The 26,998-nt window shown below is 68.7% G+C and carries 26 protein-coding genes and 1 tRNA gene; 16 read left to right on the top strand and 11 right to left on the bottom strand.

Translation table 11 applies throughout. The annotated features are described in order from the left end of the window. The first annotated feature begins 53 nt into the window (after positions 1-53). Both ACFWNN_RS13495 and ACFWNN_RS13490 read left to right on the top strand, forming a co-directional pair. Complete coding sequence (locus ACFWNN_RS13495; RefSeq protein ID WP_382440181.1) at positions 54-671, top strand: LysE family translocator; 618 nt, start codon at positions 54-56, stop codon at positions 669-671. Between the two features lie 2 nt (positions 672-673). After that, complete coding sequence (locus ACFWNN_RS13490; protein WP_382440180.1) at positions 674-1,099, top strand: PaaI family thioesterase; 426 nt, start codon at positions 674-676, stop codon at positions 1,097-1,099. Between the two features lie 24 nt (positions 1,100-1,123). Here ACFWNN_RS13490 and ACFWNN_RS13485 read toward each other — a convergent pair whose 3' ends face one another. Then, positions 1,124-1,888 carry an NmrA family NAD(P)-binding protein gene (locus ACFWNN_RS13485; protein ID WP_382440179.1) on the bottom strand — a complete coding sequence of 255 codons (765 nt, stop codon included), beginning with the start codon at positions 1,886-1,888 and terminating at the stop codon, positions 1,124-1,126. A 56-nt stretch (positions 1,889-1,944) separates the two neighbouring features. On the opposite strand from ACFWNN_RS13485, the gene ACFWNN_RS13480 reads away from it, so the two are divergent. Continuing rightward, positions 1,945-2,412 (top strand): MarR family winged helix-turn-helix transcriptional regulator, encoded by a 468-nt coding sequence (locus ACFWNN_RS13480; RefSeq protein WP_382440178.1) that lies wholly within the window; start codon positions 1,945-1,947, stop codon positions 2,410-2,412. On the opposite strand, the gene ACFWNN_RS13475 is transcribed toward ACFWNN_RS13480, so the two are convergent. Continuing rightward, positions 2,401-3,411, bottom strand: coding sequence for a DUF2399 domain-containing protein (locus tag ACFWNN_RS13475; RefSeq protein WP_382440401.1), 1,011 nt, complete (start codon positions 3,409-3,411; stop codon positions 2,401-2,403). The two genes, ACFWNN_RS13480 and ACFWNN_RS13475, sit on opposite strands and share 12 nt — an antisense overlap. Positions 3,412-3,585: 174 nt before the next feature. Between ACFWNN_RS13475 and ACFWNN_RS13470 the strand changes: the two genes are divergently transcribed. Then, the gene (locus ACFWNN_RS13470) at positions 3,586-4,197 is read left to right on the top strand and encodes a TetR/AcrR family transcriptional regulator (RefSeq protein ID WP_382440177.1); all 612 of its coding nucleotides are present in this window, start codon (positions 3,586-3,588) and stop codon (positions 4,195-4,197) included. Next, positions 4,194-4,931, top strand: coding sequence for a maleylpyruvate isomerase family mycothiol-dependent enzyme (locus tag ACFWNN_RS13465; RefSeq protein WP_382440176.1), 738 nt, complete (start codon positions 4,194-4,196; stop codon positions 4,929-4,931). Before ACFWNN_RS13470 ends, ACFWNN_RS13465 begins: the two co-directional genes overlap by 4 nt. On the opposite strand, the gene ACFWNN_RS13460 is transcribed toward ACFWNN_RS13465, so the two are convergent. Genes ACFWNN_RS13460 through ACFWNN_RS13450 form a run of 3 tightly spaced genes read right to left on the bottom strand, consistent with a single transcriptional unit; the run spans position 4,928 to position 11,648 of the window. Beyond that, positions 4,928-8,986 carry a TIGR02680 family protein gene (locus ACFWNN_RS13460; protein WP_382440175.1) on the bottom strand — a complete coding sequence of 1,353 codons (4,059 nt, stop codon included), beginning with the start codon at positions 8,984-8,986 and terminating at the stop codon, positions 4,928-4,930. The two genes, ACFWNN_RS13465 and ACFWNN_RS13460, sit on opposite strands and share 4 nt — an antisense overlap. Beyond that, positions 8,983-10,179, bottom strand: coding sequence for a TIGR02678 family protein (locus tag ACFWNN_RS13455; RefSeq protein ID WP_382440174.1), 1,197 nt, complete (start codon positions 10,177-10,179; stop codon positions 8,983-8,985). Before ACFWNN_RS13455 ends, ACFWNN_RS13460 begins: the two co-directional genes overlap by 4 nt. Further along, positions 10,176-11,648 (bottom strand): DUF2397 domain-containing protein, encoded by a 1,473-nt coding sequence (locus tag ACFWNN_RS13450; RefSeq protein WP_382440173.1) that lies wholly within the window; start codon positions 11,646-11,648, stop codon positions 10,176-10,178. The genes ACFWNN_RS13455 and ACFWNN_RS13450 overlap by 4 nt, the downstream gene beginning before the upstream one ends. 72 nt (positions 11,649-11,720) lie before the next feature. Here ACFWNN_RS13450 and ACFWNN_RS13445 point away from each other — a divergent pair, with 72 nt between their 5' ends. Beyond that, positions 11,721-12,653 (top strand): cobalamin biosynthesis protein, encoded by a 933-nt coding sequence (locus ACFWNN_RS13445; RefSeq protein WP_382440172.1) that lies wholly within the window; start codon positions 11,721-11,723, stop codon positions 12,651-12,653. Here ACFWNN_RS13445 and ACFWNN_RS13440 read toward each other — a convergent pair. From ACFWNN_RS13440 to ACFWNN_RS13430, 3 genes are read right to left on the bottom strand one after another with little or no spacing between them, the layout of a single operon-like run. Next, positions 12,561-13,379, bottom strand: a complete 819-nt coding sequence (locus ACFWNN_RS13440; RefSeq protein WP_382440171.1) for an SURF1 family protein — start codon at positions 13,377-13,379, stop codon at positions 12,561-12,563. The two genes, ACFWNN_RS13445 and ACFWNN_RS13440, sit on opposite strands and share 93 nt — an antisense overlap. 42 nt (positions 13,380-13,421) lie before the next feature. Next, positions 13,422-14,159 (bottom strand): fructosamine kinase family protein, encoded by a 738-nt coding sequence (locus tag ACFWNN_RS13435; protein ID WP_382440170.1) that lies wholly within the window; start codon positions 14,157-14,159, stop codon positions 13,422-13,424. Then, on the bottom strand, positions 14,138-14,596 hold the full coding sequence (locus ACFWNN_RS13430; protein ID WP_382440169.1) for a low molecular weight protein-tyrosine-phosphatase: 459 nt from the start codon (positions 14,594-14,596) through the stop codon (positions 14,138-14,140). Before ACFWNN_RS13430 ends, ACFWNN_RS13435 begins: the two co-directional genes overlap by 22 nt. A gap of 84 nt (positions 14,597-14,680) precedes the next feature. Between ACFWNN_RS13430 and ACFWNN_RS13425 the strand changes: the two genes are divergently transcribed. The 4 genes from ACFWNN_RS13425 to ACFWNN_RS13410 are packed head-to-tail and all read left to right on the top strand — an operon-like array spanning position 14,681 to position 17,481. Beyond that, positions 14,681-14,887, top strand: coding sequence for a hypothetical protein (locus ACFWNN_RS13425; RefSeq protein WP_030472678.1), 207 nt, complete (start codon positions 14,681-14,683; stop codon positions 14,885-14,887). 37 nt (positions 14,888-14,924) lie between these two features. After that, complete coding sequence (cobC, locus tag ACFWNN_RS13420; RefSeq protein WP_382440168.1) at positions 14,925-15,923, top strand: Rv2231c family pyridoxal phosphate-dependent protein CobC; 999 nt, start codon at positions 14,925-14,927, stop codon at positions 15,921-15,923. Then, on the top strand, positions 15,920-16,747 hold the full coding sequence (locus tag ACFWNN_RS13415) for a Nif3-like dinuclear metal center hexameric protein (protein WP_382440167.1): 828 nt from the start codon (positions 15,920-15,922) through the stop codon (positions 16,745-16,747). Before cobC ends, ACFWNN_RS13415 begins: the two co-directional genes overlap by 4 nt. Next, positions 16,744-17,481 carry a zinc ribbon domain-containing protein gene (locus ACFWNN_RS13410; RefSeq protein ID WP_382440166.1) on the top strand — a complete coding sequence of 246 codons (738 nt, stop codon included), beginning with the start codon at positions 16,744-16,746 and terminating at the stop codon, positions 17,479-17,481. Before ACFWNN_RS13415 ends, ACFWNN_RS13410 begins: the two co-directional genes overlap by 4 nt. 146 nt (positions 17,482-17,627) lie before the next feature. Here ACFWNN_RS13410 and ACFWNN_RS13405 read toward each other — a convergent pair whose 3' ends face one another. Beyond that, positions 17,628-18,173, bottom strand: coding sequence for a hypothetical protein (locus ACFWNN_RS13405; protein ID WP_382440165.1), 546 nt, complete (start codon positions 18,171-18,173; stop codon positions 17,628-17,630). A 121-nt stretch (positions 18,174-18,294) separates the two neighbouring features. On the opposite strand from ACFWNN_RS13405, the gene ACFWNN_RS13400 reads away from it, so the two are divergent. After that, on the top strand, positions 18,295-18,855 hold the full coding sequence (locus tag ACFWNN_RS13400; RefSeq protein ID WP_382440400.1) for a TetR/AcrR family transcriptional regulator: 561 nt from the start codon (positions 18,295-18,297) through the stop codon (positions 18,853-18,855). Here ACFWNN_RS13400 and ACFWNN_RS13395 read toward each other — a convergent pair whose 3' ends face one another. Next, positions 18,856-20,064: an HNH endonuclease gene (locus ACFWNN_RS13395; protein WP_382440164.1), complete on the bottom strand. Its 1,209-nt coding sequence runs from the start codon at positions 20,062-20,064 to the stop codon at positions 18,856-18,858. Between the two features lie 1,121 nt (positions 20,065-21,185). Here ACFWNN_RS13395 and ACFWNN_RS13390 point away from each other — a divergent pair. The 3 genes from ACFWNN_RS13390 (at position 21,186) to ACFWNN_RS13380 (ending at position 23,389) form a co-directional block, all read left to right on the top strand. After that, entirely contained in the window at positions 21,186-22,214 is a 1,029-nt protein-coding gene (locus ACFWNN_RS13390; protein WP_382440163.1) for a ParB/RepB/Spo0J family partition protein, read from the top strand. Positions 22,215-22,492: 278 nt separating this feature from the next. Continuing rightward, positions 22,493-22,807 (top strand): hypothetical protein, encoded by a 315-nt coding sequence (locus ACFWNN_RS13385; RefSeq protein ID WP_382440162.1) that lies wholly within the window; start codon positions 22,493-22,495, stop codon positions 22,805-22,807. A 336-nt stretch (positions 22,808-23,143) separates the two neighbouring features. Beyond that, complete coding sequence (locus tag ACFWNN_RS13380) at positions 23,144-23,389, top strand: NaeI family type II restriction endonuclease (RefSeq protein WP_382440399.1); 246 nt, start codon at positions 23,144-23,146, stop codon at positions 23,387-23,389. A 1,385-nt stretch (positions 23,390-24,774) separates the two neighbouring features. On the opposite strand, the gene ACFWNN_RS13375 is transcribed toward ACFWNN_RS13380, so the two are convergent. Further along, positions 24,775-24,860: transfer RNA gene (locus ACFWNN_RS13375), tRNA-Leu, on the bottom strand. A gap of 65 nt (positions 24,861-24,925) precedes the next feature. Between ACFWNN_RS13375 and ACFWNN_RS13370 the strand changes: the two genes are divergently transcribed. Continuing rightward, positions 24,926-25,996, top strand: a complete 1,071-nt coding sequence (locus ACFWNN_RS13370) for a bifunctional RNase H/acid phosphatase (RefSeq protein ID WP_382440398.1) — start codon at positions 24,926-24,928, stop codon at positions 25,994-25,996. 63 nt (positions 25,997-26,059) lie between these two features. Continuing rightward, entirely contained in the window at positions 26,060-26,995 is a 936-nt protein-coding gene (locus tag ACFWNN_RS13365) for a DUF3103 family protein (RefSeq protein ID WP_382440161.1), read from the top strand. Positions 26,996-26,998 lie beyond the last annotated feature (3 nt).

The raw sequence follows: 26,998 nt of genomic DNA, 5'->3' as shown, positions 1-26,998 counted from the left end.
GTGCGGGCAAAGACGGGAACACCTTCGGGCTGTTGCTTCCTAGCCTTTCCAGCATGGAACTCGGCACTGTGGTGGCGTTCCTGGCGGTGGACCTCCTGCTGGTCCTGACCCCGGGAGCGGACTGGGCGTACGCGATCGCGGCCGGGCTGCGCGGCCGGTTCGTGCTGCCCGCGGTGCTCGGCCTGGTCGCCGGCTACGCGGGTTACACGCTGCTCGCGGTGGCCGGTCTGGTCGTGGTGGTGGCGAGCTCGCAGGGCCTGCTCACGGCGTTGACGGTGGCGGGCGCCGCCTACCTGGTGTGGCTCGGGCTGGGTGTGCTGGCCAAACCGGCCGCACCGGGCGCGGCCGAGGCGGTGGCGTCCTCGCCGGGACGGGTGGTGCTGCGGGGCGCGGGGATCAGCGGCCTCAACCCCAAGGCGATGCTCCTGTTCGTGTCGCTGTTCCCGCAGTTCATCGACCCGGCGGCAGGGTGGCCGGTCGGCGTGCAGACCGCGGTCCTCGGCGTGCTGCACATGGCGTTGTGCCTGACGGTCTACCTGGCCGTGGGCGTCTCGGCGCGGCTCGTGCTGGCCACCCGTCCGGGGGTGGCGAGGGTGGTCAGCCGGGTCAGCGGAGCCATGATGATCGGCATCGGCGGCGTGCTGCTCGTCGAACGGCTGGCAGGAGGCTGACGGTGGACGTGCGGGAGCGGATCCAGAGCAGTTTCGACCGGCAGGGCCTCATGGCCCACCTCGGCGCGCGGCTGGGCGTGGTCGAGCCGGGACGGGTCAGCATCCTGTTGCCCGCGCGGGCCGAGGTGACGCAGCAGAACGGCTACTTCCACGCGGGTGCCACGAGCGCGATCGCCGACAGCGCGGGCGGATACGCCGCGTACACGGTGTTCGAACCCGGCACCTCGGTGCTGACGGTCGAGTTCAAGATCAACCTGCTGGCCCCCGCCCTCGGTGACCACGTCGAGGCTGTCGGCACGGTGCTGAAGCCCGGCCGCACCCTCACCGTGTGCCGGTTCGACGTCTTCGCGGTGACCGGGGCCGAACGCAAGCTGGTGGCGGCCGGCCAGCAGACCCTCATCCAGGTCGAAGCCCGCCTGGATCGCTGACTTCCGCACGAACGACGTCCGCGGCTACCGCCTCGACTCCGCGCGGGCGAGCCAGGCCGCGTAGGTGTGCCAGCCGATCTCGGGGAACTCCGCGTGCAGGGCGGGCAGGTCCAGGTCGAGGCCGGTCTCGGTGAAGTAGCGGAACATCGCCGCCAGGTCGGGGGAGTACCGCTCCGCCTGCTCCGGAGGGACCTGGACGAACTCGGTGCCGCGCAGTGCGGCCATCTCGGGGCCGGTCAGGAGGTCGCTCGCCAGGTCGACGCGGCGGTGGCGGAGGCGCGCCGGTTGCTCGAACGCCAGCACGGCCGTTGCCGCGATGTCCTCCGGTGCGACGACGTGCAGTTTCAGGTCGGGTGGGATCGGCAGGGCGACAGGGCCCGTCGCGGCCATGAACGCGGCCGGGCCGAGGATCGTCCAGTGCGGGTGGTTCTCGGTCAGGTGGCGTTCCACCTCCGCCTTGGTGTCGAAGTGCGGGATGCCGGTGCCGCGGTCGGCGTTGGTGGCCGAGGTGAAGACGACGTGCGGGACGTGCCTTGCCGCGTCGACGGCTGCTTTGCCCCTGGCGACCTCATTGTCGCTGTTCAGCGGGGTCATCAGGAAGACGCCGTCCGCGCCCGCGAAGGCGGCGCGCAGGGACGAGGGCACGTCGAGGTCGCCGTGGACGTCGGTGGCGGTGGTCGGGTTGCGGGTCATGCGGCGGACGTCGTGGCCGCGTTCGGTCAGCAGGCGGGCCACCGCGCCGCCCTGCGTGCCGGTGGATCCGGTGATGACGATCCTCAAAGTTTTCATGCTCAACATTTGAGTGTGAAAATGTCGCGCCGTCAAACCTGTTTTAGGATGGGGCGGTGACGGAGCCGATCTACTCGTGGCTGTACGCGCAGCAGGGCGTGGACGCCGTGACGGCCGCGATCGGGCGGCGGATGGAAGCCGAAGCCGGGTGTTCGCTGCTGGAGCACGCGGCGCTCTTCCGGCTGCACCACAGCGGCGGGCGGCTGCGGATGTCCGAGCTCGCCGAGTTGCTGGAGGTCAGCCCTTCCGGCATGACCAGGCTGGTCGAACGGCTGGTCGCGCGCGGCTGGGTCACGAGGGAGCAGCCCGCGGACAACCGGCGGCTGGTCATCGCCGTGCTCACGCCCGAGGGCGAGGAGATGTGCCTGGGGACGACGGCGCCGGTGTACCGGGCGTCGCTGGCCGAGGAGTTCACCGGGCTGCTGAACGACCGCGACCTCGCCGACCTGCGCCGGATCGGCCGCAAGCTGCTGGAGGGCCACGGCCGTTGGGACGTGCGGAGGTTCGCGCCGTCAGAGGAGTGACGGCAGCAGGTGCTCCTCGGTGACCATCAGGCCGGTGGTGGCCATGGTGCCGGCGAGATCCGGGTCCCAGCTCGCGGGTTCCGGGTGGGCGTTCAGCGTCGGCAGTTCGACTCCGCGCGCGATCAACGTGGCCACGGCGTCGCGGTAGTCGGCGGCGGACATCCGCCACGCCGTGCCACCGGTCCAGGCGAGGACCTCGTTGGTGACGCGCAGGCCCTCGGGCGTGAAGTCGTTGTGGCACAACACGGTCTTGCCGTCGAGGTGGTGCTTGGCCTGCGGCGTCAGACCGTGGGGGAGCACCATCAACGGGCCGGGCATCCCCGACTCCAGCAGGCGCGGGCTGCGCACGACGGTGATTTCGGCGGCGTCGAGGGTGTCGTTCAGCGACAGGTAACCCTGCGAGGTCAGCACCGGGTCGCTGTAGGCGTCGGACAGGACGCCGGAGCGTTCCCAGGTGGTGCCGGCGAGCTGCAACGCCTTGGTCAGCACGCGGGTGAGCGGGCGGCCCTCGTCGAGATCGTTGCCCGCCAAGGCGAAGCGGGTCGTCCACCGGCGCGGCTCGGCGCGCAGCCGGGCGAGGATCGACGCGGCCTGGTTCGCGATCATCGGCAGCGCGGGCTGCGGGATCTTGCCGTAGCGCCGGACGTGCTCGACCCACTCGGCGGCCCAGGGTTCCTGCAGCAGGCCGTGTTCCCGCAACGCGAACTTCAGCACGGCGTCCGCTGTGGACGCTTGCTCGGTCGTCGACATCGCGATCGGCCTGCCGTGCACTGACTCCAGGACCTCGGGCAACGTGCTGCCGTGCGCGCGGACGTGCTCGTCCAGGCGTGCCAGCGAGATCTGGCGGCGGGCCGGATGGGCGACGGGCTTGCGCAGCAGCTCACCGAGGACGGTCGCGGTGCGGTCGTCCTCCACGCGGAAGCTGAACGCCGACCGGCCGCCGCCCTCCATGGTCTCGCGGGCGAGGCGCCAGAAGTCCGCGAGCTCCGGGGAGTCCATGTTCACGCCCCCAACCTAGTGGCACGGCTCGAAACGTCGGCGGTGAACTCGCGCTCAGCAGGACGCCTGGCGGTACCACGATGCGCCCGTCTGACCACGAGTTCGCACGTCGACGTTTCGAGCCGTGCCACTGAGGCTTGACAGAAAGCGCTGGCGAGGGGAGTCTCCCTAACCATGAGCGTTCTGCCTAATCGTGATAGGCAAGCCGAACGGCGTGAGGCGACCCGGCGGGAGATCGTCGACGCCGCGTGGGAGATCGCGCGCCGCGACGGGCTCGCCGCCGTCACGTTGCGCGAGGTCGCGGCCATGATCGGGATGCGGTCACCGTCGCTGTACTCGCACTTCGACTCGAAGAACGCCATCTACGACGCCATGTTCGGGCAGGCGTGGACCCTCTACCTCGACGAGATGAGGCGGCACGAGCTGCCGGAACAACCGCGCGAGGCGCTGCTCTCGATCGCCGAGCACTTCTTCGCGTTCTCGCTCGCCGACCCCGCCCGCTACCAGCTGCTCAACCAGCACGCCGTCCCCGGCTTCACGCCGTCGGAGGCCGCCTACGCCCCGTCCGTCGAGGTCATGGGCCTGCTGCAGGAGATCGTGCGCGGCCTCGGCGTGACCGACGGAGCCGACGTCGACCTGTTCCTGGCGTTGTGCGGCGGCCTGCTCGACCGCCAGCTCGCCAACGAACCGGGCGGCGACCGCTGGCTGAAGCAGCTGCCCCGCGTGATCGACATGCTCGCCGACGAGGTCGGCCTGCCTGGACCAACCCTCAGGAGCTCGAGATGACCACCGCACTGGACGCCGGACCCAGAACGTCCGCGCTCGACCGCGACACCGCGATGCGACTCGCGGCGACCGAGTACGACCGGGCGATCGCCCTGCTCTCCGGCCTCGAACCGGACGACTGGGCGAAGCCCACCTGCTGTCCCGGCTGGGACGTGCGCGCGATGGCCACGCACGTGCTCGGCATGGCCGAGATGTCCGCGTCCTTCCGCGAGAACCTGCGTCAGGTCAGGGCCGCGCAGGCCCGTGACGGCGTGTTCATCGACGAGCTGACGGCGTTGCAGGTCGAGGAACGCGCCGACCTCACACCCGAGGCGATCGTCGCTCGGCTCGTCGAGATCGCCCCGAAAGCGGCCAGGGCGCGCCGCCGCATGCCGTGGTTCGTGCGCGGCCGCCGCATGCCCGGCACCCAGCGCGTCAACGGCGCCGACGAGGCCTGGACGCTCGGGTTCCTCTCCGACGTGATCATGACCCGCGACCCGTGGATGCACCGCACCGACATCGCGCTGGCCACCGGGAAACCCCTGGAACTCACCGCCGCGCACGACGGTGTGCTGGTCGACGACGTCGTGCGCGAGTGGCTCGCACGGCACGGCGGCCCGGTCGCGCTGACGCTGACCGGGCCCGCTGGCGGCACCTGGGGCGAAGGCCCGGCGCTGGAGTTCGACGCCGTCGAGTTCTGCCGCGCCATCGGTGGCCGCGGCACCGCTCCCATGAGCACCGAGGTGCCTTTCTAGGGGTCGATCCGGTCCAGCGCCGCGCCGTCCCACGTGGTCTGCGTGCACGCGACGCCCCGGCCGTTCTTGGGCCGCAGCACGTCGTAGATGTGCATGCGCGGGATCTTGTCCGACACGCCCCAGCCGCTCGGCCAGGTGATCACCCAGTCCATGTCGAGGTCGACCAGCAACCCCAGCATGCGCGCGATGGTCGGGTCGTCGAGCCGTTCGAACGCCTCGTCCAGCAGCACCAGGCGCAGCGGGTCGAACTCGTCGCTGACCGCGTCGTAGAAGCTCGCCGCCGCCGCGAACAGCGTCACGTACGAGATCAGCCGGGTCTCACCGGACGACAGCTGCTTCAGCCGCCGTTCGCGCGGGCCGCCGTCGGGGCCGGTGTCGGCGACGGTCACCGTGAACTGGTGCCACGTCCGGTAGTCGAGCGCCCGCGACAGGATCTCGGCGTACCCGCCGGAGTGCGCGTCGCGTTCGTTCTCGATCCGCTCGGTGAAGACGCGGCGCAGCGTGGCGTCCTGCTCCGGCGTGCGTTCGCCGAACGGCAAGCGCACCAGCGCAAGCGCCTGCCGCGTCGCGTCGTCCAGCGCGCTCGACGACTTCCAGGCCAGCTTGACGTGCACGCCCTGGCTGGACCGCGCCTGGCCGAGCACCTCGTTCATCCGCTTGGTGAGGTCCTCGGCGACGGTGATCTGGCCGCGCAGCCACTCGGCCAGGTCGCGGATCAGGTAGTCGGCGAAGATCCCCTGGTACTGCTCGTCGAGGAACCCGCGCTGCTCGGTCAGCTTCGTCGTCACCTGGCGGGCGGCGACGGCCACCGGCTTCGCGCCCTCCTCGCCGGTCACGGTGACGGTGAGCAGGCCCGCGTGCTGCTCGGCGGCGATGTCGTGGCTGCCGGCCAGGGACGTCTGCAACGCCTGGAGCTTCGCGATGACCGTGGCCTCGGTGCCACCGCGCCGATCAGGCGTCTCGGCGAGGGCTTGGCGGACGGTGGCTTCGAGCGTGGCGCCGGTGTCCTCGGCGGAACCGTCCACCGGCTCCGGGAACGCCGCCGCCACCAGCCCCGGCGCGCGCACCGTGGCCGTGAAGTTCGCGGCCGCCCGGTCCCGTGCCTCCGCGGCCTCTTCCACCTGCGTGGAGTTGGTCTCCAGCAACGCTTCCAGCTTCGCCGCCTGCTCGCGCGCGGTCGTGATGCTCTCGCGCACGCCCTTGAGATCCTCGCGCATCTTCTTGCGCGACTTCTCCAGCGACGTCAGCTGCTCGCTGATCTCCTTGGCCTCACCGCCGACCGCGTCGGTCAGCTCGGCCAGCGTTCCCGCCTGGGCCGCGTAGTCGACGCACCGGCTGTCGGCGTCGGTCTCGGCGGTCTGCCGGTCGGCGACGGCCTCGTGGTAGCGGTGCGACGCGTCGGTGAGGTCGGAGATCGTGCCCTGGCACCGCCTCTTCACCGCGTCACCGAGCAGGTCGGCGGTCCGCTGGGCCTCGGAGGCGGCGGCTTGGGCGGCGCGCAAAGCCTCCGTGTCGGACGACAGGTCGGCGTCCCCGGCCTGCCGGGTCAGTTCCGACCGCGCGGCTTCGAGCCGGGAGTGGGCGTTCTCCAACGCTTCCCGCAGCTCGAACGTCCGTTGCTGCGACCGTGCGGCGGACTCGTCGGCGGCCTGCACGCGGCTGTGCTTCGCGATCAGCTCACCGTCGGCGGGGAACGCCGCGAGGTGCGCCTCCCACGTCGCGACGTGCTCGTGGGCGCGGGCGAGCTCGTCCTCGGCGGTGCCGAGCTGGCCGCGCAGATCGGCCAGTTCCTCTTCCAGCGCACCGATTCGACGGCCACGCGCGGCCTGCCGGGCGCCGGCGCCGATGAACTCGGCCTCCGGCTTGGTCCAGCGGCCGGTCAGCACGCCCGTGCGCCAGTCACCGGTGGTCGTCATGTCGTCCAGCGACACCGCGCGCAGCAGGTCGGCGACGAACGACTCGGGCACCGGCGATCCCTCGACCGCGGGCACCAGGTAGTCGGCGAGCGATCGGCCCTCGGCTGCCGGGCGCGGTACGGCCAGCACGTCCTCCAGCGAGGCGTCGGCCGTGCTCACCCACGCGTCCAGCAGGCCGCTCGCCTGCAACGCCGCTTCGAGCCCCGCCCGTTCGTCGTCGGTCAGCGCCGGCACGAAGTCGACCAGCCGGTAGAACGGCGCGCCCACAGCGGAATCGCGGGACGCGGACGTGTACTGGCCCGGCACCGGCACCCGCTCGTTGCCCGACCGCAGGCCGACGAGCTCCTCGTCCAGCGTGTCGAGGCGGGCACGCAGGTCGGCGCGTTGCTGGGTGAACGCGTGCGCGGCGTCGCGGGCCGTCTGCACGAGCGGTCCGGCCCACTCGCGGGCGGTGGTGCTCAACGTCTTCGCGGCGGCCGGGTCGGCGGTCCGCGGCAGCACCAGGGCGTCGGCGGGGCGGTCGTCGCGCAGCGGGCCGCTCGTCGTCCACACCTCGACCTGCTCCAGCCAGGCCTGCACGACCTCGGCCAGCTCCTGCATCTCCTGATTGCGCAGCGACGTCGACTCGGTCGCGCCGAGCTGGGCGTCGCGGGCCTTCTGCCGCAACGACTCCACCTCGCGGTGCTGCGCGTCCAGGGCTAGAGCCTGCTCGTGCAACGCCAGCGCCAGCGCACCCCGTTGGCGCGCAAGGGAAGCGATGTCGGAGGCCTGGTCGATCACCGACGTCAGCGCCGTCAGCACGTCCTCGGTCGCGGCGGCCGGCGGCACCCGGCGTTCGATCGGCAGCGGCCCCGCCTCGGGATCGGGCTTGGCGCGCACCGAGGCCGTGGTCACCGACGCCTCGGCGGCCGGGACCTGCGGCACGTCCGGCGCCAGGTCGGCGTCCATGCCGGCCAGCCGCAGGTTCTCGCGCAACGGCTCGCTCAACGCGTCGGCCGCCTGGAGGTCCTCGGCGAGGCGGCGCAGCAGCCGCAGCACGGCGTCGACGGCCGCGTCCTCCTGCGCGCGCTGGCGGTGGGCGGTCTCCAGGGCGGCGACGGCCGAGGAACGCTTCTCCGCCACCAGGTTCTCGCGCGTCTTGAGGTCCTGGAGATCGCGGAACGCGGGCAGCTCCTTCAGCGCCGCGATGGTCTCCTCTGCCTGCTGCTCGCCGGTCTCCATGTCGGTGAGCGCCTGCTCGGACGCCGAGCGCTCCATCCGGGTGAGGTCGAGCTCCTGGCTGAGCTTCGCCTGCTCGCGCCGCAGCTTCGTCACCGACTTCTCGGCGCCCTCCAGCCGTTCCGACGCGCTGCGCAGCCCGCCGAACGCGTAGTCCCGGTAGGTCTTGAGGAACGTGCCGAGCGCACTGTCCGCTGAGGACAGTCGCACGATGTTCTCGCGGATCGACTCCAGGTCGTCGAACGACGTCGCGAGCTGCTCGACCATCGCCTGGTCCAGCGGCGGCAGGGCGTCGGACAGGATCTGTTCGAGCTGGCCCTCCAGCACCTTCAGGCCGACGTCCGGGTTGCGCAGCGTCCGCTGGAGGTGCAGCAGGTCGCCGTACCGGGCGGCAGGCACGCCGTAGACGGCGTCGGCGATCTTCGCGCGGAACGCCGGTTCCTCGAACATGCAGTCGGCGCCGATGAGGTCGCGCAGCTGCGCCGGGCCGTGCGGGACGCGTTCCGGGCCCGCGAGCTGGAGTTCGGTGCCGACGCGCATCGGCGTGACGAACCGCCACGAGTCCGTGATGGCCTGCGAGGTCTTGGACGCCTTCACGCCGAGGCCGCACGTCAGGTACTCGTTGCCGGAGTGGTCGGCGGCCTCGCGGATCAGCTCGACCCACGCGTAGCCGATGCGGTTCGGGCCGCCGTCGTAGTCGTCGAGCATCAGGCGGCGCAGGCTGACGGTGTCGAAGCCCTTCGAGCCGAGCTGGCGCAGGTCGCCGTCGAGGCACAGCGGGAGCAGCAGCTCCAGCGTGCGGGACTTGCCGGAACCGTTGGTGCCCTGGAAGATCGCGCGGCCACCGGAGAAGTCGAACGTCTGCTCGGTGTACTGCCAGATGTTGACCACGCCGCCGCGGTGCAGCCGCCACCTGCTCATGAAACGTTCTCCTCGTCGAACAGGGACCAGCTCGGTACTTCTCGCACCACAACGGGTTCGGGTTGTTGTTCACGTTCGGGGTCGCCGTCGGGCGAGGGCAGCCAGCGGTGCGCGGCCGCGCTGATCGACCACGCGCCGTCTTCCGTCCGCACGGCCAAACCCATGCGCCGCAACAGTTCTGTCACCTCGGCGACCAGGCGGTCGAGGTCGTCGGTGAACTGCTTCGACCACGCCGCGGGGTAGTCCTCGACCAGACCGGCGCAGACCTCGCGCAGGCGTTCGACGGTGACGACGTACCGGGCGGGCGCGTCCTCGTCCTCGCCGTCGATCAGGTCAGGCAACGCCAGCAGCGTGATGCGCGCGACCGTCGAGACGCCCGGGAACGAGAGATCGGTGAGGAAGTCCTCGGGGTCTGCGGCGAGCACGCCCTCGACGCGGCACTCGGTGTGCAGGCCGAAAGCCTGCTCCAGCAACGCCGTCTCCTTGCGCTGGTTGCGCCGCAGCCACTCCGCCTGCTCGTCCGGCAGGTCCGCGTACAGCACCAGCGGCGTCTCGACGAGCCTGCGCCGCACGGCGTGCTCGACCCCGCGCGGGCCGGGGCGCGCCGCCAGTTCGACGAGGTGCGCCGGGGACGTGGCCTCGCCGACCGGGCCGGTGACGAGCTGGCCCAGCAGGTCGGTGTCGATCGTGATCAGCGCTTCCTGCGGCAGCAGGTCCTGCGCGACCGAGCCCTCGGTCTCGTGCAGCACGCCGAGCGAGACGAGGTGGCGCAGCGCGGCCGTGAGCGCCCGCCGTTCGGCGACGTCGTCCGGTGCGTCGATGCCCGCTTCCGCTGCGGCGGAACGGATGTCGGCCACGAGCCTGGACAGCAACGTCTGGCGGCCGATGCCGGTCAGCACCGCGAGCGTGAGCGCCAGGTAGGCGTAGCCGCGCGGGGACATGCTGAGCACGCCGCGGGTGTCGTCGTTGCCGGGGCCGGACTTGTAGAGGCGCGCGAACCGGCGTTCCACGACCAGGCGGTAGCCGAGCAGGCCCGCGAACAGGTCCTGGAGCACCGCGCGGTGCCGGTAGACGAGGCTGAGCAGTTCGCCGTCGGGGCCGTCGCTGCGCAGCAACGGCCGGCGCAGCAACGTGCGGGCGCAGCGCACGACGTTGGCGGCGTCGATGTCGGAGAGGTTGTCCAAGTGGTTCATTTTTGCAGTGCCACCGTCGCGTCGTGCAGGGTGAGAGTTCCGGCGGCGGAACGGATCTGCGTCGTGGCGCCGGGGACGATCTCGAGTTTGAGGCCGCGCACCGGGTCGCTCGCCGCACCGCTGTCGTTCGGCGAGTCGCGCTGGGCCATCGCGAGCGTCAGCAGCTCGCAGAAGACCTCCAGCGCGCCGTGCGTGAGCGTGGTGTTCTCCAGGTTTCCGGCGGCCTGGGTGAGCTCGGCGACGTGCCGGGCGCGGATCTCGTCGGCCTCCCGCGCCTCGGCCAGCAGCGACTGCTCGGTCATCGGGTCGTCGAGGATCCTGGACGGCCTGCCGCGCCCACCCCGGTCGCCTCGGGTTCTGACGCTCACCGTGACGTCGCAGACCGGGCCGTCGCGCCACGGCGTGCGCTCGTTGTCCGAGTCGTGCTCGGGGGCGGGGGAGAGGTGGCGGGAGCTGTAGAGACCGAACGCCGAGGCGTAGATCTCGTGCGCCTCCTCGCGGGTCGAGTTCTGGAACCAGCTCGCGAGCTTGAGCAGCTCGGCCCGGCGGCCCGGCAGCAGACCGCCGCCGGACGTCGCGCGCTTCACGCTCGCGAGCAGGCTGCCGATGGCGCGGGCGGTGGCTTCTCGCAGCGCCGTGACCTGGCTCGGCCGGCCGGGGCGGTCGACGAACCAGTCGGTCAGCTCCTGCCAGTCCTCCGGGGTGCGGCCGCGGGCGCGTTCGACGTTCTGGCCCAGGTCGGTGCCGAGGAGCCGGACGAGTTCGCTGCGCGCCTTGGTGAGTCCGGCCAGGGCCTCGGCGATCGGGGGCGTGTACTTGAGGACGTCCTCGACCACCCGCTGGATGTACTCGACCAGCAGGTTGCGGAAGCCCGCGATCTCCTCGGGAGCGAGGTGGTTCCGCGTCACGACCTGGCCGAGGTAGGCGTAGAAGTCGCGGACCGTCGCGGCGAGCTCGGCGTGCTGGAGGAACAGCGTGGTGACGCGTTCGGCCAGCAGTTCCTTGGTCTTGTCGCCCTCGTTGAGCAGCGCCACGGAGAGGCTGCCGCCCAGCTCGTTGAGGCCGCGCTCGATGGCGGGGAGGAGCTCGCGGGAGACCTCGCGGGCGCCTTCGGGGACCCGGAGCAGCTCGTCGACGTCGCGCTGGACGCGGACCGCGAGCTTGGAGACCTGGTAGCGGACGCTGCCGTGCTGGAACTCGGCGATGCTGGCAGCGACGACCTCCCGCCGGCCCTGGACGAGGTTGCCCCACTCGACCAGCTGCTTGAGGCGGTTGATGACGTTCTCGATGCGGCTTTCGCCCTGCTCGACGCGGCCCTCGCGCTCCTGTCCGGCCAGTGCTCCGGCGACCTCTCCCGCACTCAGGTCCGCGAGCAACGTGGAGGTGAACAGCCGCATGATCGCCAGGTACGTGCGCTGGTGATCGCGCGCGTCCAGGTAGGCGTACAACTTCAGCCGCTTGTGCTCCACGACCGGCCACCCTAATGCGCGCGCCGGTGTGATGCGGCGATACCGTGCCTCCTACGAGCTGGGGAGGATGCCGTGGGCGCGGGTCGCGCGTTGGGGTTGTTGCTGGGCGTGGCGGCGGACGCGGTCTTCGGAGATCCACGCCGATTTCACCCGGTAGCGGCATTCGGGTCGACCGCCGCGGCCGTGGAGAAGCGCCTCTACGGCGACTCGGAGGCCAACGGGGTCGTGCACTCCGCTGTTCTCGTGGGCGGCACCGTCGCGCTCGGCGTGGCCGTGGAACGGGTCGCGCGCCGCCACTGGCTCGCCCAGGCGCTGGCGACCGGCCTCGCGACCTGGGTGGTGCTCGGCGGCAACTCGCTCGCCACCGAGGGCACGTCGATGGGCCGCGAACTGGCCGACGGCGACCTCGACGCGGCCCGCGACCGGCTGCCGTCCCTGTGCGGTCGCGATCCTTCGAAGCTGGACACCCTCGGCCTGGCCCGCGCGACCGTCGAGTCCGTGGCCGAGAACACCTCGGACGCCGTCGTGGCGCCGTTGTTCTGGGGAGCCGTCGCCGGTGTGCCGGGGCTGCTGGGCTACCGCGCCGCCAACACGCTGGACGCGATGGTGGGCCACAAGTCGCCGCGTTACCTGCGGTTCGGCTGGGCCTCCGCGCGCCTGGACGACGTCCTGAACCTGCTGCCGTCCCGGCTGGCGGCCCTGCTGACCGTGGGCGGCGCCCCGGTCGTCGGCGGCTCGGCCTCGCAGGCGCTGGAGACCTGGCGCCGGGACGCCTCAGCCCATCCGTCGCCCAACGCGGGCCAGGTGGAGGCGGCGTTCGCCGGAGCGTTGGAGATCAGGCTCGGCGGCCGCACCGTCTACGCGCACGGCGTCGAGGAACGCCCGGTGCTCGGCCACGGCCGCAACCCGGACTCAGGTCACGTGACGCGAGCCGTGGAGCTGTCCCGCGTCGTCGGCTTCGGCGCGGGGTTCGTCAGCGCCTTCATCGCTCTCTTCCGCAAGTAGCTCGGCGATCGACTTCTTCTTCGTCCGGCCCTCGTACAGCACGCCACCGGGCCGTGCCTCGCGGATCGTGAAGTAGAGCCACCCGCCGACGGCCATCACGCCGAACGCGATCCACTGCAGCGCGTAGGAGAAGAAGGGCCCGGACTCGATGCGCGGCAACGGCAACGTGTCGAGCGCGCCGGCCTGGCCCTCGATCAGCTGGTAGTAGCCGGGCTCGATGCCGGCGCCGACCGCGTTGTTGTTGATCGAGTAGATCTGCTTGCGGCCGTCCTGCTCGAACGCGGGCTGGTCGTTCGACTCGTTGGGCCGCGCGAGCCCGATGAGCGTGACCTCGCCGGTGGGGGCGGCCTGGAAGTTCGGCGGCTTGATGCCGTTGACCGGCCGCACGTACCCGCGGTCGATCAGGATCTTGTGGCCCGTCGTGGTCTCGAACGGCGTGATGACCTCGAACGCCGCCTCGCCCTGGACGGTCCTCAGTCGTGCGAGCGCTTCCAGTTCCGGCAGGTAGCGGCCCTTGATCTCGACCTTCTGCCACTCGTCGTGCCGCGCCCCGAACTGCGCCGGGTCGCTCTTCAGCGACTTGGTGATGGCGGAGTTCTGCTGCTGCCGTTCGTCGTTGCGGCCGAACTGCCACGGCGACAGGAAGTACATGCAGGCACCCGCGAACACCCAGACGGCCAGGGTCAGCGCCAGCCAGCCCGGCTTGAGGAGGAACTTGAACCGCACGACCTCACGGTAGTTGCGTGAGCTGGACCTCGTGGCACTGGGTCAGGACGAACCTCGCAAAACGGTCTTCGCGGCCGCCTCGGCCTGCGTGCGATAGCCGCCGCCGAACAGCACGGCGTGCACGAGCAGCGGGAACAGCTGGTGCAGCGGCACACGGGCCTGCCAGCCGTCGGCCAGCGGCGCGACCTCCTGGTAGGCGCCCAGCACGTGGTCGAGGTGAGGGCAGCCGAACAGCTGGAGCATCGCCAGGTCGGTCTCGCGGTGGCCGCCGTGTGCCGCCGGGTCGATCAGCCACACCTGGCCGTCCGCGCCCCACAGGACGTTCCCGCTCCAGAGGTCGCCGTGCAGCCGTGCGGGCGGTTCGGGTGGGCCGGCCAAGGTGTCGATTCGCGCGCAGACCTCGCTCACGTCGATGCCCGCCCGCCGCGCGTACGGCTCGATGCGGTGTGACGCGAACCACGAGGGCCAGTCCGCTGCGGGTTCGTTGACCATCGGGGCCAGGCCGATGGTCGCCTCGCGCGGGCCACCGGGAGGCGGCGAGCCGAACGCGTCAGCGCCGGCTCGGTGCAGAAGCGCCAGCCGGCGCCCGAAGGTCACGGCCGCCTGAAGATCTGGCGTGCCGTGCGGGATCTCGTCCATCACGAGCACGCCACCCTCGGCGCTGTGCACGAACGGCACGGGCGGCCCACCCGGAACGCGCAACCACCGCAGCCCAGCCGCCTCGGCGGCGGTGGCTCCGGACGTCTGCCGCTTGGTCCTCAGAGCCGCTCGCGGACCCACGCGATCAACCCCGGCATCGCCGCCTCGGTCATCACCAGCACCTCGTCGAACCCGGCGGCGTCGCCGTAGAACGGGTCCGGCACGTCCACGCCGTCGGCGTCCGGATCGAACGAACGGAGCAGTCGCACGCGGTCCGGTTCGACCATCCGGCGCAACGCGCGGGCGTGACCGGAGTCCAGGGCCACCAGAAGATCGGCGTCCAGGTGAGACGGACCGACCTGAGCTGCCACGTGGTCGGTGGGATATCCGTTGTCGGCCAACGTCTTCAGCGAGCGCGGGTCGGCGGGGTCACCGACGTGCCATCCGCCCGTTCCCGCACTGGACACGTGTACGAGGTGCGACAATCCTTCCCGCGACAACCACTCTCGGAAGACGAGCGCTGCCACGGGGGACCGGCAGATGTTGCCGGTGCAGACGAAGGTGACGTGGACCTGCATGGCGCGCAGCCTATGTGCTGCCGCCGCACGGTAACGCTCAACCGTTGTCGCAAGATGTAAGGGCAAACGACATGGAGGCCGCCCATGCAGACAGGTACCGACGTGCCCCCGCAACGGGAGATCATCGGGTGCACCGACGCCCTCGGGCGTCGTCGTGCGTTCGAGGTGTACCTCAACGAGAAGGGTCGCGTCTGCTTCCGCACCCCGCCCGGTGAGTCCGCGCAGCTCGACGCGTTCCAGCTGGACGAGCTGATCAGCCACCTCACCGAGCTCCGCCGCTACATGCAGTGACGCGCCGGTCTGAGCCCGTCGCCTACTATTCCGGGCGATGACCAGCCCAGACCTGCGCCACCACGGTGACGTCGACGCCGCACCAGGCCTCGCCGACTTCGCCGTCAACGTGCGGGTGCCGCACCCGCCCGATTGGCTGCGCGAACGGCTGGCCGCGGCGCTCGACGGACTCGGGCGTTACCCCTCGCACCTGGCTGAAGTGCGCGCTCGTGAGGCCGTCGCACGCCGTCACGGGCGCTCGCCGGACGAGGTCCTGCTCCTCAACGGCGCCGCCGAGGGCTTCGCGCTGCTGCCGAAGCTCGCGCCGCGCCGTGCCGCGATCGTCCACCCCGGCTTCACCGAGCCGGAGGTGGCGTTCCGCGATGCCGGGATTCCGGTCGACCACGTGCTGCTCGACGGCGACTTCGCGTTGCCGGAGCACGTGCGGACCGACGCCGACCTGATCGTCATCGGCAACCCGACGAACCCCACCTCCGTGCTGCACGAGGCCGCTCGCCTGAGAGCGCTGCCCGGACGCCTGGTCGTGGACGAGGCGTTCATGGACGCCGTGCCCGGCGAACCCGAGTCGCTCGCGCACGACCCGGACGTGCTGGTGCTGCGCAGCCTGACCAAGACCTGGGGCCTCGCGGGCCTGCGCGCCGGCTATCTCCTCGGCGACCCCGAGACCCTCGCACGGCTCGCGCACGGTCGTCCGCACTGGCCGGTGGGCAGCCTCACGCTCGAAGCGATCACCGCGTGCTGCGAGCCGGAGGCGCTGGCCCAGTCGGCCGAGTTCGCCTCTGCGGGCCAACGGTATGCGGCTGCTGCGGTGGAGCAGCTCCAAGATCTCGTCGTCGTTGCCCCGAACGGACCGTTCCTGCTGATCAGGGCGCCACGCGGGACGCGACAGGCGTTGCGGGACAAGGGGATCGCGGTGCGTCGCTGCGACACGTTCCCCGGACTGGACGACACGTACCTGCGCGTCGCGATCCGGCCGCCGGAGGAGTTCGCGGTCTTCGTGGACGCGCTGCGGGTAGTGATGGAGGAACTGGCGTGAAGCTCGCCGACGTGATCGCGGTCCTGGAGTCCGCGTATCCGCCGAAGACCGCGGAGAAGTGGGACGCGGTGGGCCTGGTCTGCGGTGATCCTGGGGAGGACGTCACCAGGATCCTGGTCTGCGTCGACCCCACGGCGTCCACTGTGGACGAAGCGGTCGAGGTGGGCGCGCAGTTGCTCGTCGCGCACCACCCGCTGCTCCTGCGCGGCGTCAACGGTGTTCCGGCCGACGACCCCAAGGGTGCGTTGGTGCACAAGCTGATCCGGAACCGCGCCGCCCTGTACTGCGCGCACACCAACGCGGACTCGGCTTTGAACGGCGTCTCGGACGCCCTCGCGAAGGCCATCGGCCTCACGGTCACCGGCCCGCTCGACCCCGCCGAACCGTCGGCGGAGACCGGCATCGGGCGCATCGGCGAGCTGTCCGAGCCCGAGTCCTTGCGGACCTTCGCCCAGCGCGTGGCGAACGCCCTGCCCACGACCGTCCAGGGCGTGCGCGCGGCAGGCGACCCGGAACGCCTGATCAGCAGGGTCGCGGTCTGCGGCGGAGCAGGCGACAGTTTCCTGGGCGCGGTCAAGAACGCGGGCGTCGACGCCTACGTCACCGCCGACCTGAGGCACCACCCGGCGTCGGAGCACGTCGAGTCCGGCGGTCCCGCGCTGGTCGACGTCGCGCACTGGGCCAGCGAGTGGCCGTGGTGCGAGCAGGCGGCGGAGATCCTGCGGCAGGCCTTCGGCGGTAGGGTCGACGTACTCGTCTCCACTCGCCGGACCGATCCGTGGACCGTCGGTGCGACGAGCCCATCAGCAGGAGGACATGCGTGAAAGCCGACCCAGCAGTGCAGCGCAGGCTGCTCGACCTCGCCGGGGTCGACGCCGAACTGGCGCGTGTCACCCACCGTCGCCGCACGCTGCCGGAGATCGCCGAGATCGCCGAGGCCGAGCAGTTGTCGCGCGTGAAGCAGGACGCGCTGGTGGCCGTCGAGACGACGCTGGGCGACCTGGACCGCGACGTGAAGCGCCAGGAGACCGAGATCGACCAGGTCCGCGCCCGCGAGGAGCGCGACCGCAAGCTGATGCAGTCCGGCTCGGTGGGCGCCAAGCAGCTCACCGACCTCGAACACGAACTCGCCACCCTGCAGCGCCGCCAGGGCGTCCTCGAGGACGACCTGCTGGAACTGATGGAACGCCGCGAGGCCGTAGAAGCCGACGTGTCGTTCGCCCGCGTCGAGCTCGACAAGGCGGGCGAGACCCTGTCGGCCGCCACGAGCCGTCGCGACGAGGCGCTGGCCGACCTCGAAGCCGTCGAGACCCGCCGCACCGCGGACCGCGCGGTCATGGCCAAGGGCTTCCCGGACGACCTGCTCAAGGCCTACGACCGCCAGCGCGAGCAGCGCGGCATCGGCGCGGCCCTGATCCAGTCCCGCCGTTGTGGCGCGTGCCGGATCGAGCTCGACCGCAGCGCCGTGGCGAAGGTCAAGGAGGCGGCGGCCGACGAGGTCGTGCGCTGCGAGGAGTGCGGCGCGATCCTGGTCCGCACCACGGAGTCGGGCCTGTAGCTGCTGACGTTCGGGAAGGGGCCGCCCAGGCTGGGCGGCCCCTTTTCCCTGTTCGACGTCCCCAGGACGGCGTTCCAGTCCTTTGTGGACAAACTGCGGGACCGGTTCGGCGGACTGCGTCACCGCTGCGGTCCGAGTCGTTCCGCCTAAGCGAGCTCAGCGCGACGCAGCCGCAGCGCTGACACCAGGAAGAAGACGCCGCCGATCGCAGCGTACCCGGCGAGGTTGCTCAACGTCGCCCCCTCGGCCCCGGCCTGCAGGACGAACGACGTGCCGGCGAGCGTCGAGATGCCGCCGCTGAGGATCATCGGCCACTGCCCGCCGTGACTCCGCCGCACCAGCCCGACCACGAGCTGGGCCACGCCGGACACCACGGCCCAGGCGCCCCACACCCGCAGCACCGCCGGAATCCCGGACGTCACCGCGAACGCCAGCCCGGCCGTCGCAGCGAGGCTGACGGCGATGTTGGCGTAGAGCGCGAGCGACGCCCCACCCCGCGAAGTCCGGCTGTCGACCACGACCGCAGCCACGTCGAACAGCGGGTACAGCACCAGCAACGTGCCGCTGACCAGCCCGATCTCGCTCCCGGTGACGAACAGCAGCGTCGCCCACACCACCGCGAACCCGAAGCGGACGAGGTAGAGCGTGCGGAGGGCGGGGGCGAGGCCAGGCGACTCGGTAAGGGTGCTCACGACTCAGTCCTTGAGGTAGGGAGAACGTTCTTTCTGCTTGCGTTCGCAGCCTGGCAGCCCGTCCCCGACGCTGTCAAGACCGAACGTTCTCTCTGCTACCGTGGCGCAGGTGACCAGCACCATCTCCGAGGCCAGAACCCGCCTGCTGGAAACAGCCAGCCGCCTCTTCTACGCCGAGGGCCTGCACTCAGTCGGCGTGGACCGCATCCTTGCCGAGGCCAAGGTGACCAGGGCGACGATGTACCGCCACTTCGCAGGCAAGGAAGACCTCGTCCTCGCCTACCTGGCAGAGGCGGACCAGGCGACGCGCCACCACGTCGAGGCAGGCGTGGCAGCCGCCACGACCGACGCCGACGCCGTCCGTGCAGTAGCCAAGGGCATCGCCATGCACATCAACGGGCAGGGATTCCGCGGCTGCGCGTTCCTCAACGCCGTCGCGGAGTACGCAGACCCCGCACACCCCGTGCACCAGGCCGTGCTGGCGCACCGCCAATGGTTCCTCGACACGGTGACGGGGTTGCTCGCGCGCGTCGGGGACGGTCCGGCCGACCTCGACGGACGGCACTTCGTGATGCTGCGCGACGGGGCGATGGCGGCGGGGTGCCTGGCGGATCCGGGGCCGATCGGCGACACCCTGTGCGAGGCGGTCGAGGGCATCCTGCGCGCCCGCACGTCGGGGTGATCAGGGCAGTCCGCGGTAGACGTTGGTGCGGTGCCAGGTGAAGTAGGGGTGCGAGCCGGTGCGGTGCGCACCGCACGCGCGGCCGTCCAGCTGCGTCAGATGGTCGTGCAGCCGGCCGCGGAAGCCCTCCTCGAACCAGACGAGCACACGACCGGTGTCGTTCACGGCGACGTGGCCGGACTCGAACAGGCTGTCGCAGCCGAACTTGCACGCCAGCATCGCCACGTTGGCCAGGTCGTTGCGCTCGTCGTCGGTGCACAACGACCGCTTCTTGATGTGGGCCGCGACGAGGAAGTCTCCGGGGTAGTCGTGTCCGCACAGGTCGCAGGGCGCGGTGGTGCGGCCGCCGAGCAGCAACCTGCGCAGCGCGCTCTGCTCCTTGCGGATCTTGACCTGCGCGATGCCGTCGAGCTTCTCGAACTTCTGGATGCGCACCGGGAACTTCGTGTCGTGCAACGTGATGACGACCGGATCGAGGGTGCAGGTGGTGCCGGGAATGGTCAGCAGCACGGCGCCGACGAAGGACGACCGGTGCCCGAGCACCTCGACGTTCACGAGCACCGACCCCTGCCCGTACAGCTTCGCCAGGCCGCCCTCGACATCGCGGACGCCGACCCACTGACCCTCAGGTGACTTCTCGGTGGTCACCCGCACCCGTTTGGGCGTGACCTCGACGATGGTGTTCACCTTGCCCGTCGCCGTCGTGATGGGGTCTCCGATGAGCGACCGCAGCAGAGCCAACGCGTCCGGCGCCGTGCCCCGGTTCGAGGGTTTCGCCAGTTCCGCGGCCAGCCGCACGGCGTCGTCGGCGGCGTACCCGGCGATCTGCAGCCGGAGCCGGATCAGCTTGGTGGCGTTGCCGTCCGGGTTCTGGCCGATCCGGCCCTGGGCGCGGCCGAGCCTCCTGCGCAGCGCCTCCACGTCGGGCGTCTCGGCCAGCACGATCGGCGAGTCCACGATCGACCGTTGCTCTTCTGGCAGCTTCCTGGCGGTGGCGGAGTCCACGACGCCGCTCACGATCACGGCGCCGAGCTCGCGCAGCCGGCGGAGCAGCAGCTCCAGGGCCTCGTTGTACTGGTGGTTGCGGCCGTGCGGACTTCCGGCGACCTTGCCGCCCGCGCTCCTCATCACCAACGCGAGGTGGTCGCCGTCCGGCTCTACCTCGAACTCGGCGTTGAGCTCGTCACCGGCGTCGTCCGTTGCTCGCATGTCTTCATCATCTACGTCCGCGGCCACCGAGTTACGGCAAAGCAAAACCCCCACGGGGCTGATGTCTCCATCAACCTCGTGGGGCTCATCTGTGTCCGAGGGGACTTGCTCCCTAACTACGCCTCGATCTGGCCGGAGCTTGGCCGGCTGACCAGTCCCGGACCATCACTCAAGCACCAACGGCATGGACGGGGCGCAGTACGACTTGAACAGGCGGCTATCTGTGGAGACACTCTGATTCGCGAGGGCGGGACGGGTCGCGATCCCTGTCATGCCCTCCATTTCTGGGTCTGGATCCTGCACCCCGATTGCCGCATCGGCGGACGGGACGGCCTGCGCCGCACGTGCAACCGTTCGCCATGAGCGGCCGGCTAGTGCCGGAGATCCTCAACGTGCAAGGGCAGATCTCCGCGCAGTCGACTCATCTCGCAGTAGACGGCCGAGTTCGGTACGAGCCGCCAGGCCTGCGCAAGGTTGAGAACACCCATAGCCATCGCTGGTCACGACCGTCAAACCATGCCGCCGGCGTAGCTATCTTCGATGTAGAAACTCTACAAGCTGCGCCGATGCGCGGCTGCTTTGGCCCTCTGAGCTGCACCTATGCACAAAGTTGATCATCTGCGGGGTCGTCTATGATTGACCTATGAACCAAGGGCGGAGTGCGGCGGACCGGCTGCGGCTCGGAGACGAGATCGATCGCTTGGCTGAGGAAGGGGCAACGTTGGAGGAAGCCGCCTTCCGCATGGACGTTTCACCAGATGTCGCTCGAAAAGCGCGGTGGCTTGCTCGCGCGTACACGCCTGCGGAGCGTATTGCGGTCGGCGAACACGTATTGACCTCGATACGTGCGTCTCACCTTGAGGTGGTGATTAATGTGGGACGAGACCGTGCTCATTTGCTGCAGCAGTCAGCGCGTGAGGGCTTGACTGTGCGGCAGATGCGAGCAGTTGCTTCGCGGCCTACGACGGTCAGTGCTCCGAATAACGGTGTGACAAGTATTGGAATCGCAGCTCATCTGGCTAGTGTGGCAGAGATTCTTGCGCGGTACGCGAATTGGAGCTCGGTCCAGTTGGAAAAGTTGCTTGCAGGACCAAACGGGCCGGTTATTCAAGATCTTGCGATTGCGGGACGCGCACTGGCTGATCGTCTCGATGCTGGATCTGTCAATCGCAAGTAATACATCGAAGAGAGGGCTCTCCGTGTCGCTAAATCTTGTGGAGACGAGTAAATCGATCGAGCTGGGCAAGATAACTGAGTCAGGCCAAAAGGTTCGCGAGACAACCGTGGAATCGGGCGTCGAGGGTCTGCTGCAGAGTATTCTCCTCAATGGGCAAATACATGCGGTCTCGCTAATCGAGAATGCGGACGGTACGTATGAGCTAATCAACGGGCACCGTCGTTTTGCTGCGGCGCGCATGGGCGGGCTGTCGAGCTTGCGGGCAAACGTGTACGAGGTTCCCGCAGGTGAGGAGGATAGTCGAGAGCTTTTTATTCAGCAGCACCTGCACGCGGCAAATCTTACTGAATCATTGACCGAGCTAGAGCGTGCGGAGCAGTTTTCGCGAGTGATGAGCGAGTTCAACCTCGAGGTGGAGGCTCTGCCGGAAATCTTCAAGGGGGAAAGTGTTGAGTCTATTCGTGACTGTCTGAAGCTTCTAAACATCGATGAGCGCGTCCGGGATCTGGTCACAGCCAATCCAGATCGATTTAGTCCTGCTCATTTGCAGGTTCTCGCAGACTATGCCACGCCAAGCACAAAAGGTGCATGGCGGATGAAGCCGGATGAGCAGGTCGCGGCAGCAGAGATGCTTGTGCGCCAAGAAGACAAGCGGGCTGTGGCAGATCCTCGCAAGTTCGACGCGCATATCAAGAGCGTCGTGAAGGCCAGGCGAGATCACGAGAAAGAAAAGAAGGATGCGCTAAAGTCTAAGCGGCCACAGGCGGATCCTGTTAAATCACTGTTCCGAGGAATCGATGCTGCTGATATAGCGATCAAATCCTTGATTAATAGCGACATGTCAATGATCAAAGAGATTGAGGCCGTGGATAAAGGGCAGGCTCTCAAGAGTATATACGATCTCGTCGAGGCATTGAGTTCGTTCGCTGATGGCCAGGTGTCAAAGCTCCCAGTTCGCCGGGTAGTCTCGTGATTTCGAGCGTCCCTGATAGAGGCAATTACTCACCCGCTCGAGTTTCTCAAGGGAGACGCCTGCAGATCAATCCTGACGCGCTCAGAATAGTTCCTGAGGCGCATCGGAACGCATGGAGCGGCTTGGTCCATCAGCCCAGGTTGGATATTGCAGGACGTTTTAGAAAGAAGTGGACTGATCTTGAGACCCTCTATGTCATCCTAGCGGATCCAACTGCGTCGTATATCGAAGTCGGAGATAAAATCCACCGATCGCCAGGTGCAGTACGTTATCGGCGTATGGTGATGGTGTACTTGCTACGTGACGAACACGGTGCTCACGAGAGGGCGCAAGCCTATCGCGACGATCCGAAAGAAAATCACAAGCACCACGACTATTACCATGTCGATAAAGTTCTAGAGGAGTTTGGTTTCTACTCTATGTTGGTTAGCGAGCAGTTCGCGATCGCCAAGCCCCTCCGGCAGCCATCAGCTAGCTGGCGCGGAGATGGAACTAGCAGCGCGCTCGGCAGTGAACTACGTGACCTAAAGAAGTTCCTGCATGACTTTATGGAGAGCTCGCTGCAGGCGGGTGATAACGGAGGAGTGGAGTGAATAGGAAATGGGTCATGTGAAGCTCCGCAACTTCCGGCGGCCCGGTATATCCGTCACCTAGTCCGCCGGACCTTCATCGTCTGACCCGGTCGCCATATCTTTCGATCGGATTGCGGCAGGTTCAAGCAGTGGAAAGATTCAAGTTTCGTCGACGAAAACGATAGTTATGATGGAGATGGGCATGACTGTCGGCCGAGACGAGAGCTCCGAGCCGCCATTGCTGCAGCAGAGGACTGCACTTATCCTGCTGTTGGCGGTCCTGCAGGGGTGTCGGCGCCGGTGCGCTCGTGCTGCTGGCCAGGATGACTCGCCGAGCGCGCGGGATGCCAGGAAAGAATTGCGTTCAGCAAGATTTGTTGTGCTCGGTTATCAGGAACTCATCCGGAGATCGCAGAGCGTCTCGACCTGACCGTCCCAGTTCAGGGTGAGTGGATATCGGTGCGTTTGGCTGTCGTCGACAAAGTTGACGAACGCCCAAAAGTTTGGCTCGAAGATCGATGGTGGGCGGTGGCTCGTTCAGAGGAGTTGCAGATGCCCGCGCCTGTGGTCCCGCGGGGTGAGCTGCCTGCTCAGCCGCAGTAGGCGGACGTCCGTCCGAGGGCTCAACTTGTCGGGCGATCGCGGGCACAGCTCTCAGGCGGTTGCTGTGCGCATTGGCTCCTTATCAACTGCTATGTCTCAAGAAGCGACTTGCGCTTGATCCCTATTATCGGCTGGTCAGTCGGCAACCTCAGCGCTTGTCGCGCGGCGTAGCTGCCAGCACTTCGGCGAGGTACGACTGGTTCTCAGATCGCTTCACCTTGTACTGGACCGTCGCAGCAGCTGATGGTTGACTTGGCACAGTGCCGTGAGTGGCGGTCGTTGACATTGTTCTAGCTGCCGGCTGCCTCCTCGGTGAGGGGCATAGCTGTCACGGGTAGAAGCCACGAGTGCCCACCACTAGGGCCGGGCGGGCGTCTGACTCCCACGCGCTTAACTTTGCTGTTCAAGGGCCTTCATGATCTCGAACACCTGTGATGGTGGGATGCGAATGCGTGCCACGGTCTGCGCCTGGATCTGTACAAACTTGCTCCGGTCTCGTCTTGGACGGGCATCGGCGGGTGATTGTAAGAGGCGACGTTCAGGGTGAACCCGTCCTGGTCATGCCACATGCTCACGAAGTTGACGAAGACGCCTCGTGCGATCTCAGGACTCAGTGCGATCTGCGCTCGCGGCTCAATCTCGGCCATCTGGATTCCCTTGCTTCAGCGGATGCTCACAGCGCCAACTGAACGACGTAGCGCGATCCGTAGATCACATGAGTGGCGTTCGCGGTAGGCGGGCTGCGTACTGCTGGACTTTTCCTAGACGTCCTGCATGAGTGAGCAGGCGGGACGGCTAGCGGAATCCGAGAATCAGGTATCTACCTGCGCAAGCAGCTCAATCTGTGAGAGTGGGACGGGCCGGTCCGCCCCCTGCCCCACTCTCATGTTCCGAGCCCGCATGACTCCGGTGGACTGCGACAGCGGGTGGGACGGGACATGTTGGCGAAGCGCCGCTGCTGCCGACCAAGGGTAAGCGAGTAAGATCTTCATGCGGTGAGCTGTCGCGAGCTGATCAACGTTGTTGCCCAGCCGCGACCCTCGATGCCGTGCACCCTCCCCAGTCTGCGTGCAGACATCTGGACGCAGCAGCAGGCTGGTCCGCCGAAACGATCCACTGCGGTCAGCGGAAGTGATGTGGCTACCTGGACTTCGGGCGATCAACGAAGCGCGCGGCGGCAGAAGCCGAGCTGGCGGGCCTGCCGAAGCGAAAACGGGTGCCGGAGCGTCGCGGCGATCTACGCGATGATCGACATAGAGACTGACGCGTCGTGGCGGGCCCGATGATCTGCAAAAACTGTACGAGAGGTTTGGGCTGAAGAGCGTCGAGGACGCCGAAGGGCGGACGCTCGATGCGAGCATCCGCCCTGACGATAGGGATGAAGCTGGTGTCCGAGGGGGGACTTGAACCCCCACGCCCTTACGGGCACTAGCACCTCAAGCTAGCGCGTCTGCCATTCCGCCACCCAGACTTACGTGAACAGAATACAGGGTGCCGGAAGGGGTCTGAACGCGGGGCTACGATCGGGCCGTGAAGGTGATCGTCGAGGCCGATGGCGGGTCGCGTGGCAACCCCGGGCCTGCCGGGTACGGCGCGGTGGTACGGGACAAGCTCAGCGGCGAGACGCTGGCCGAGCGCAAGGGGTTCATCGGGGTCGCGACGAACAACGTGGCCGAGTACCAGGGCCTGATCGCGGGGCTCAGGGCCGCGGTGGAGCTCGGTGCGGAGAGCGTCGACGTCCGGATGGACTCCAAGCTCGTCGTCGAGCAGATGTCCGGGCGGTGGAAGGTCAAGCACCCCTCCATGCAGCCGCTCAACCGCGAGGCGCAGGAGGTGGCCACCCGGCTGCCGAGGGTCACCTACGAGTGGATTCCGCGCGAACGGAACAAGCAGGCCGACCGGCTCGCCAACGAGGCCATGGACGGTGAGACCAAGGCCGGCAAGGCCGAGAAGGCCGAGGGTGCGAAGCAGCCTCACTGGAGTGGGGCGGTCGGCGAACCCACGCGGATCATCCTGCTGCGTCACGGGCAGACGAGGTTGTCCGTGGACCGGCGGTACTCCGGGCGCGGGGACCACCCGCTGACCGAGGTCGGGCTGGAGCAGGCGGAGAGGGCGGCGCGCAGGCTGTCCACTGTGGACGGGATTGCCGGGATCATCTCGTCGCCGTTGCAACGGGCCCAGCAGACGGCGCGGAAGCTCGCGGACAAGATCGGGCTCGAGGTGGTGACGCACCAGGGGCTGATCGAGACGGACTTCGGGGACTGGGAGGGGCTGACGTTCGCCGAGGCCGCAGCCAAGGATCCCGAGGTGCATCGGCGGTGGTTGGGGGACACGGCGCAGAAGCCGCCCAACGGCGAGAGCTTCGACGAGGTGCACGCGCGGGTCAGGAAGGCTCGCACCGACATCATCGCGAAGTACGGCGGCACGACGTTGGTCCTGGTCAGCCACGTCACGCCGATCAAGACCATGCTCCGGCAGGCGCTGGACGTCGGGCCGCAGTTCCTCTTCCGGATGCACCTCGATCTGACCGGGGTGTCGATCGCCGAGTTCTACCCGGACGGGCACGCGTCGGTGAAGCTGGTGAACGACACCTCGCACCTGGGTTGACCTGGGGTTGAGTAGTCGATCGGCGGCTTGTCGACAACCCGGAAGCTCTCCACGATCCGGAGCATGAGAGCCCACACCCTGCGCGCAACTCTCGTGGTCCTGACACTGGTCGCCGCCGTCGTGCCCACCAGCACGGCGGCCGCGGCGCCCCGCACCGTGAGCCAGATCCTCGACGGCCTCGCCCGCGACGTCGCCACCGGCAAAGGCGCGGTCCCGAACGCCGAACGGCAGATCGCCAAAGCCAAAGGACTGCCGGACGGCAAAGGTCTCGTCACCTTCCGCCACGCCGGCGCGACCAGCGGCGAACGGCTCGTCGCCGCCGCCCCCGACGACGACAACGCCAAGACCATCAAGGCGTACGACCGCAACGGTGACGTGCACGAGCTGACGACCGCGCACGAGCCGAACCAGCCGTTGACCATCGTCGACATCGACGTCGAACGGGCCGTGCATCGCGGCATGGACGTCATCAAGCAGGCGATGCCGACCGAGCAGACTCGGCAGCTCGCCGGCTACTGGGCCACGCAGGTCACCCGGATCAGCGTCAGCGACGTGCAGGAACCCTGGTTCAAGGGCGACGCGGAGATCTTCGCGCTGGTGTCCGGGTTCGGGCCGGACGGCAAGGTCAGGGTCGACCCCGTCACGATGCCGTACCTCGACGACGAGAACACGACGTACTCCCCGAACCAGCTGCTGGTGCACTGGAACAACTACAAGTACGACCTCGCCGACGTGGTCCTGATGGAGGACGACGGCGACACGAACTACAAGGCGCTCGCCCAGGCGCTGGCCGCCGCGTTGCTGACCATCGTGGACGGTGGCGCGTACATCCCGCTGGTCAGCGCGGTGCTCGACGCCATCCCGGACAGCTGGTACACCGACGACCCGGACTACGTCGAGTCCTGGTACACCCTGTCCGAGCAGGGCGGCGGCGTCCTCAACGGGGCCTCCGGGCGAGGCTGGATGGACACGCGGCCGTACTTCGTCCGCGAGCTGTAGGAA

This window comes from Lentzea sp. NPDC058450, from assembly GCF_042721395.1.
Lineage (GTDB): Bacteria > Actinomycetota > Actinomycetes > Mycobacteriales > Pseudonocardiaceae > Lentzea.
The sequence above is the reverse complement of the archived record's forward strand: the minus strand, read 5'-3'. Positions and strand labels throughout refer to the sequence as shown.

Coding starts and splice junctions, on each gene's coding strand:
- ACFWNN_RS13470 (WP_382440177.1), top strand. CDS start 3,586: ATGAGCGTTCTGCCTAATCGTGATAGGCAAGCCGAACGGCGTGAGGCG.
- ACFWNN_RS13460 (WP_382440175.1), bottom strand. CDS start 8,986: ATGAGCAGGTGGCGGCTGCACCGCGGCGGCGTGGTCAACATCTGGCAG.
- ACFWNN_RS13430 (WP_382440169.1), bottom strand. CDS start 14,596: ATGCAGGTCCACGTCACCTTCGTCTGCACCGGCAACATCTGCCGGTCC.
- ACFWNN_RS13365 (WP_382440161.1), top strand. CDS start 26,060: ATGAGAGCCCACACCCTGCGCGCAACTCTCGTGGTCCTGACACTGGTC.
- ACFWNN_RS13395 (WP_382440164.1), bottom strand. CDS start 20,064: ATGCGAGCAACGGACGACGCCGGTGACGAGCTCAACGCCGAGTTCGAG.
- ACFWNN_RS13425 (WP_030472678.1), top strand. CDS start 14,681: ATGCAGACAGGTACCGACGTGCCCCCGCAACGGGAGATCATCGGGTGC.
- cobC (WP_382440168.1), top strand. CDS start 14,925: ATGACCAGCCCAGACCTGCGCCACCACGGTGACGTCGACGCCGCACCA.
- ACFWNN_RS13495 (WP_382440181.1), top strand. CDS start 54: ATGGAACTCGGCACTGTGGTGGCGTTCCTGGCGGTGGACCTCCTGCTG.
- ACFWNN_RS13485 (WP_382440179.1), bottom strand. CDS start 1,888: ATGAAAACTTTGAGGATCGTCATCACCGGATCCACCGGCACGCAGGGC.
- ACFWNN_RS13385 (WP_382440162.1), top strand. CDS start 22,493: ATGGTGATGGTGTACTTGCTACGTGACGAACACGGTGCTCACGAGAGG.
- ACFWNN_RS13455 (WP_382440174.1), bottom strand. CDS start 10,179: ATGAACCACTTGGACAACCTCTCCGACATCGACGCCGCCAACGTCGTG.
- ACFWNN_RS13475 (WP_382440401.1), bottom strand. CDS start 3,411: ATGGACTCCCCGGAGCTCGCGGACTTCTGGCGCCTCGCCCGCGAGACC.
- ACFWNN_RS13465 (WP_382440176.1), top strand. CDS start 4,194: ATGACCACCGCACTGGACGCCGGACCCAGAACGTCCGCGCTCGACCGC.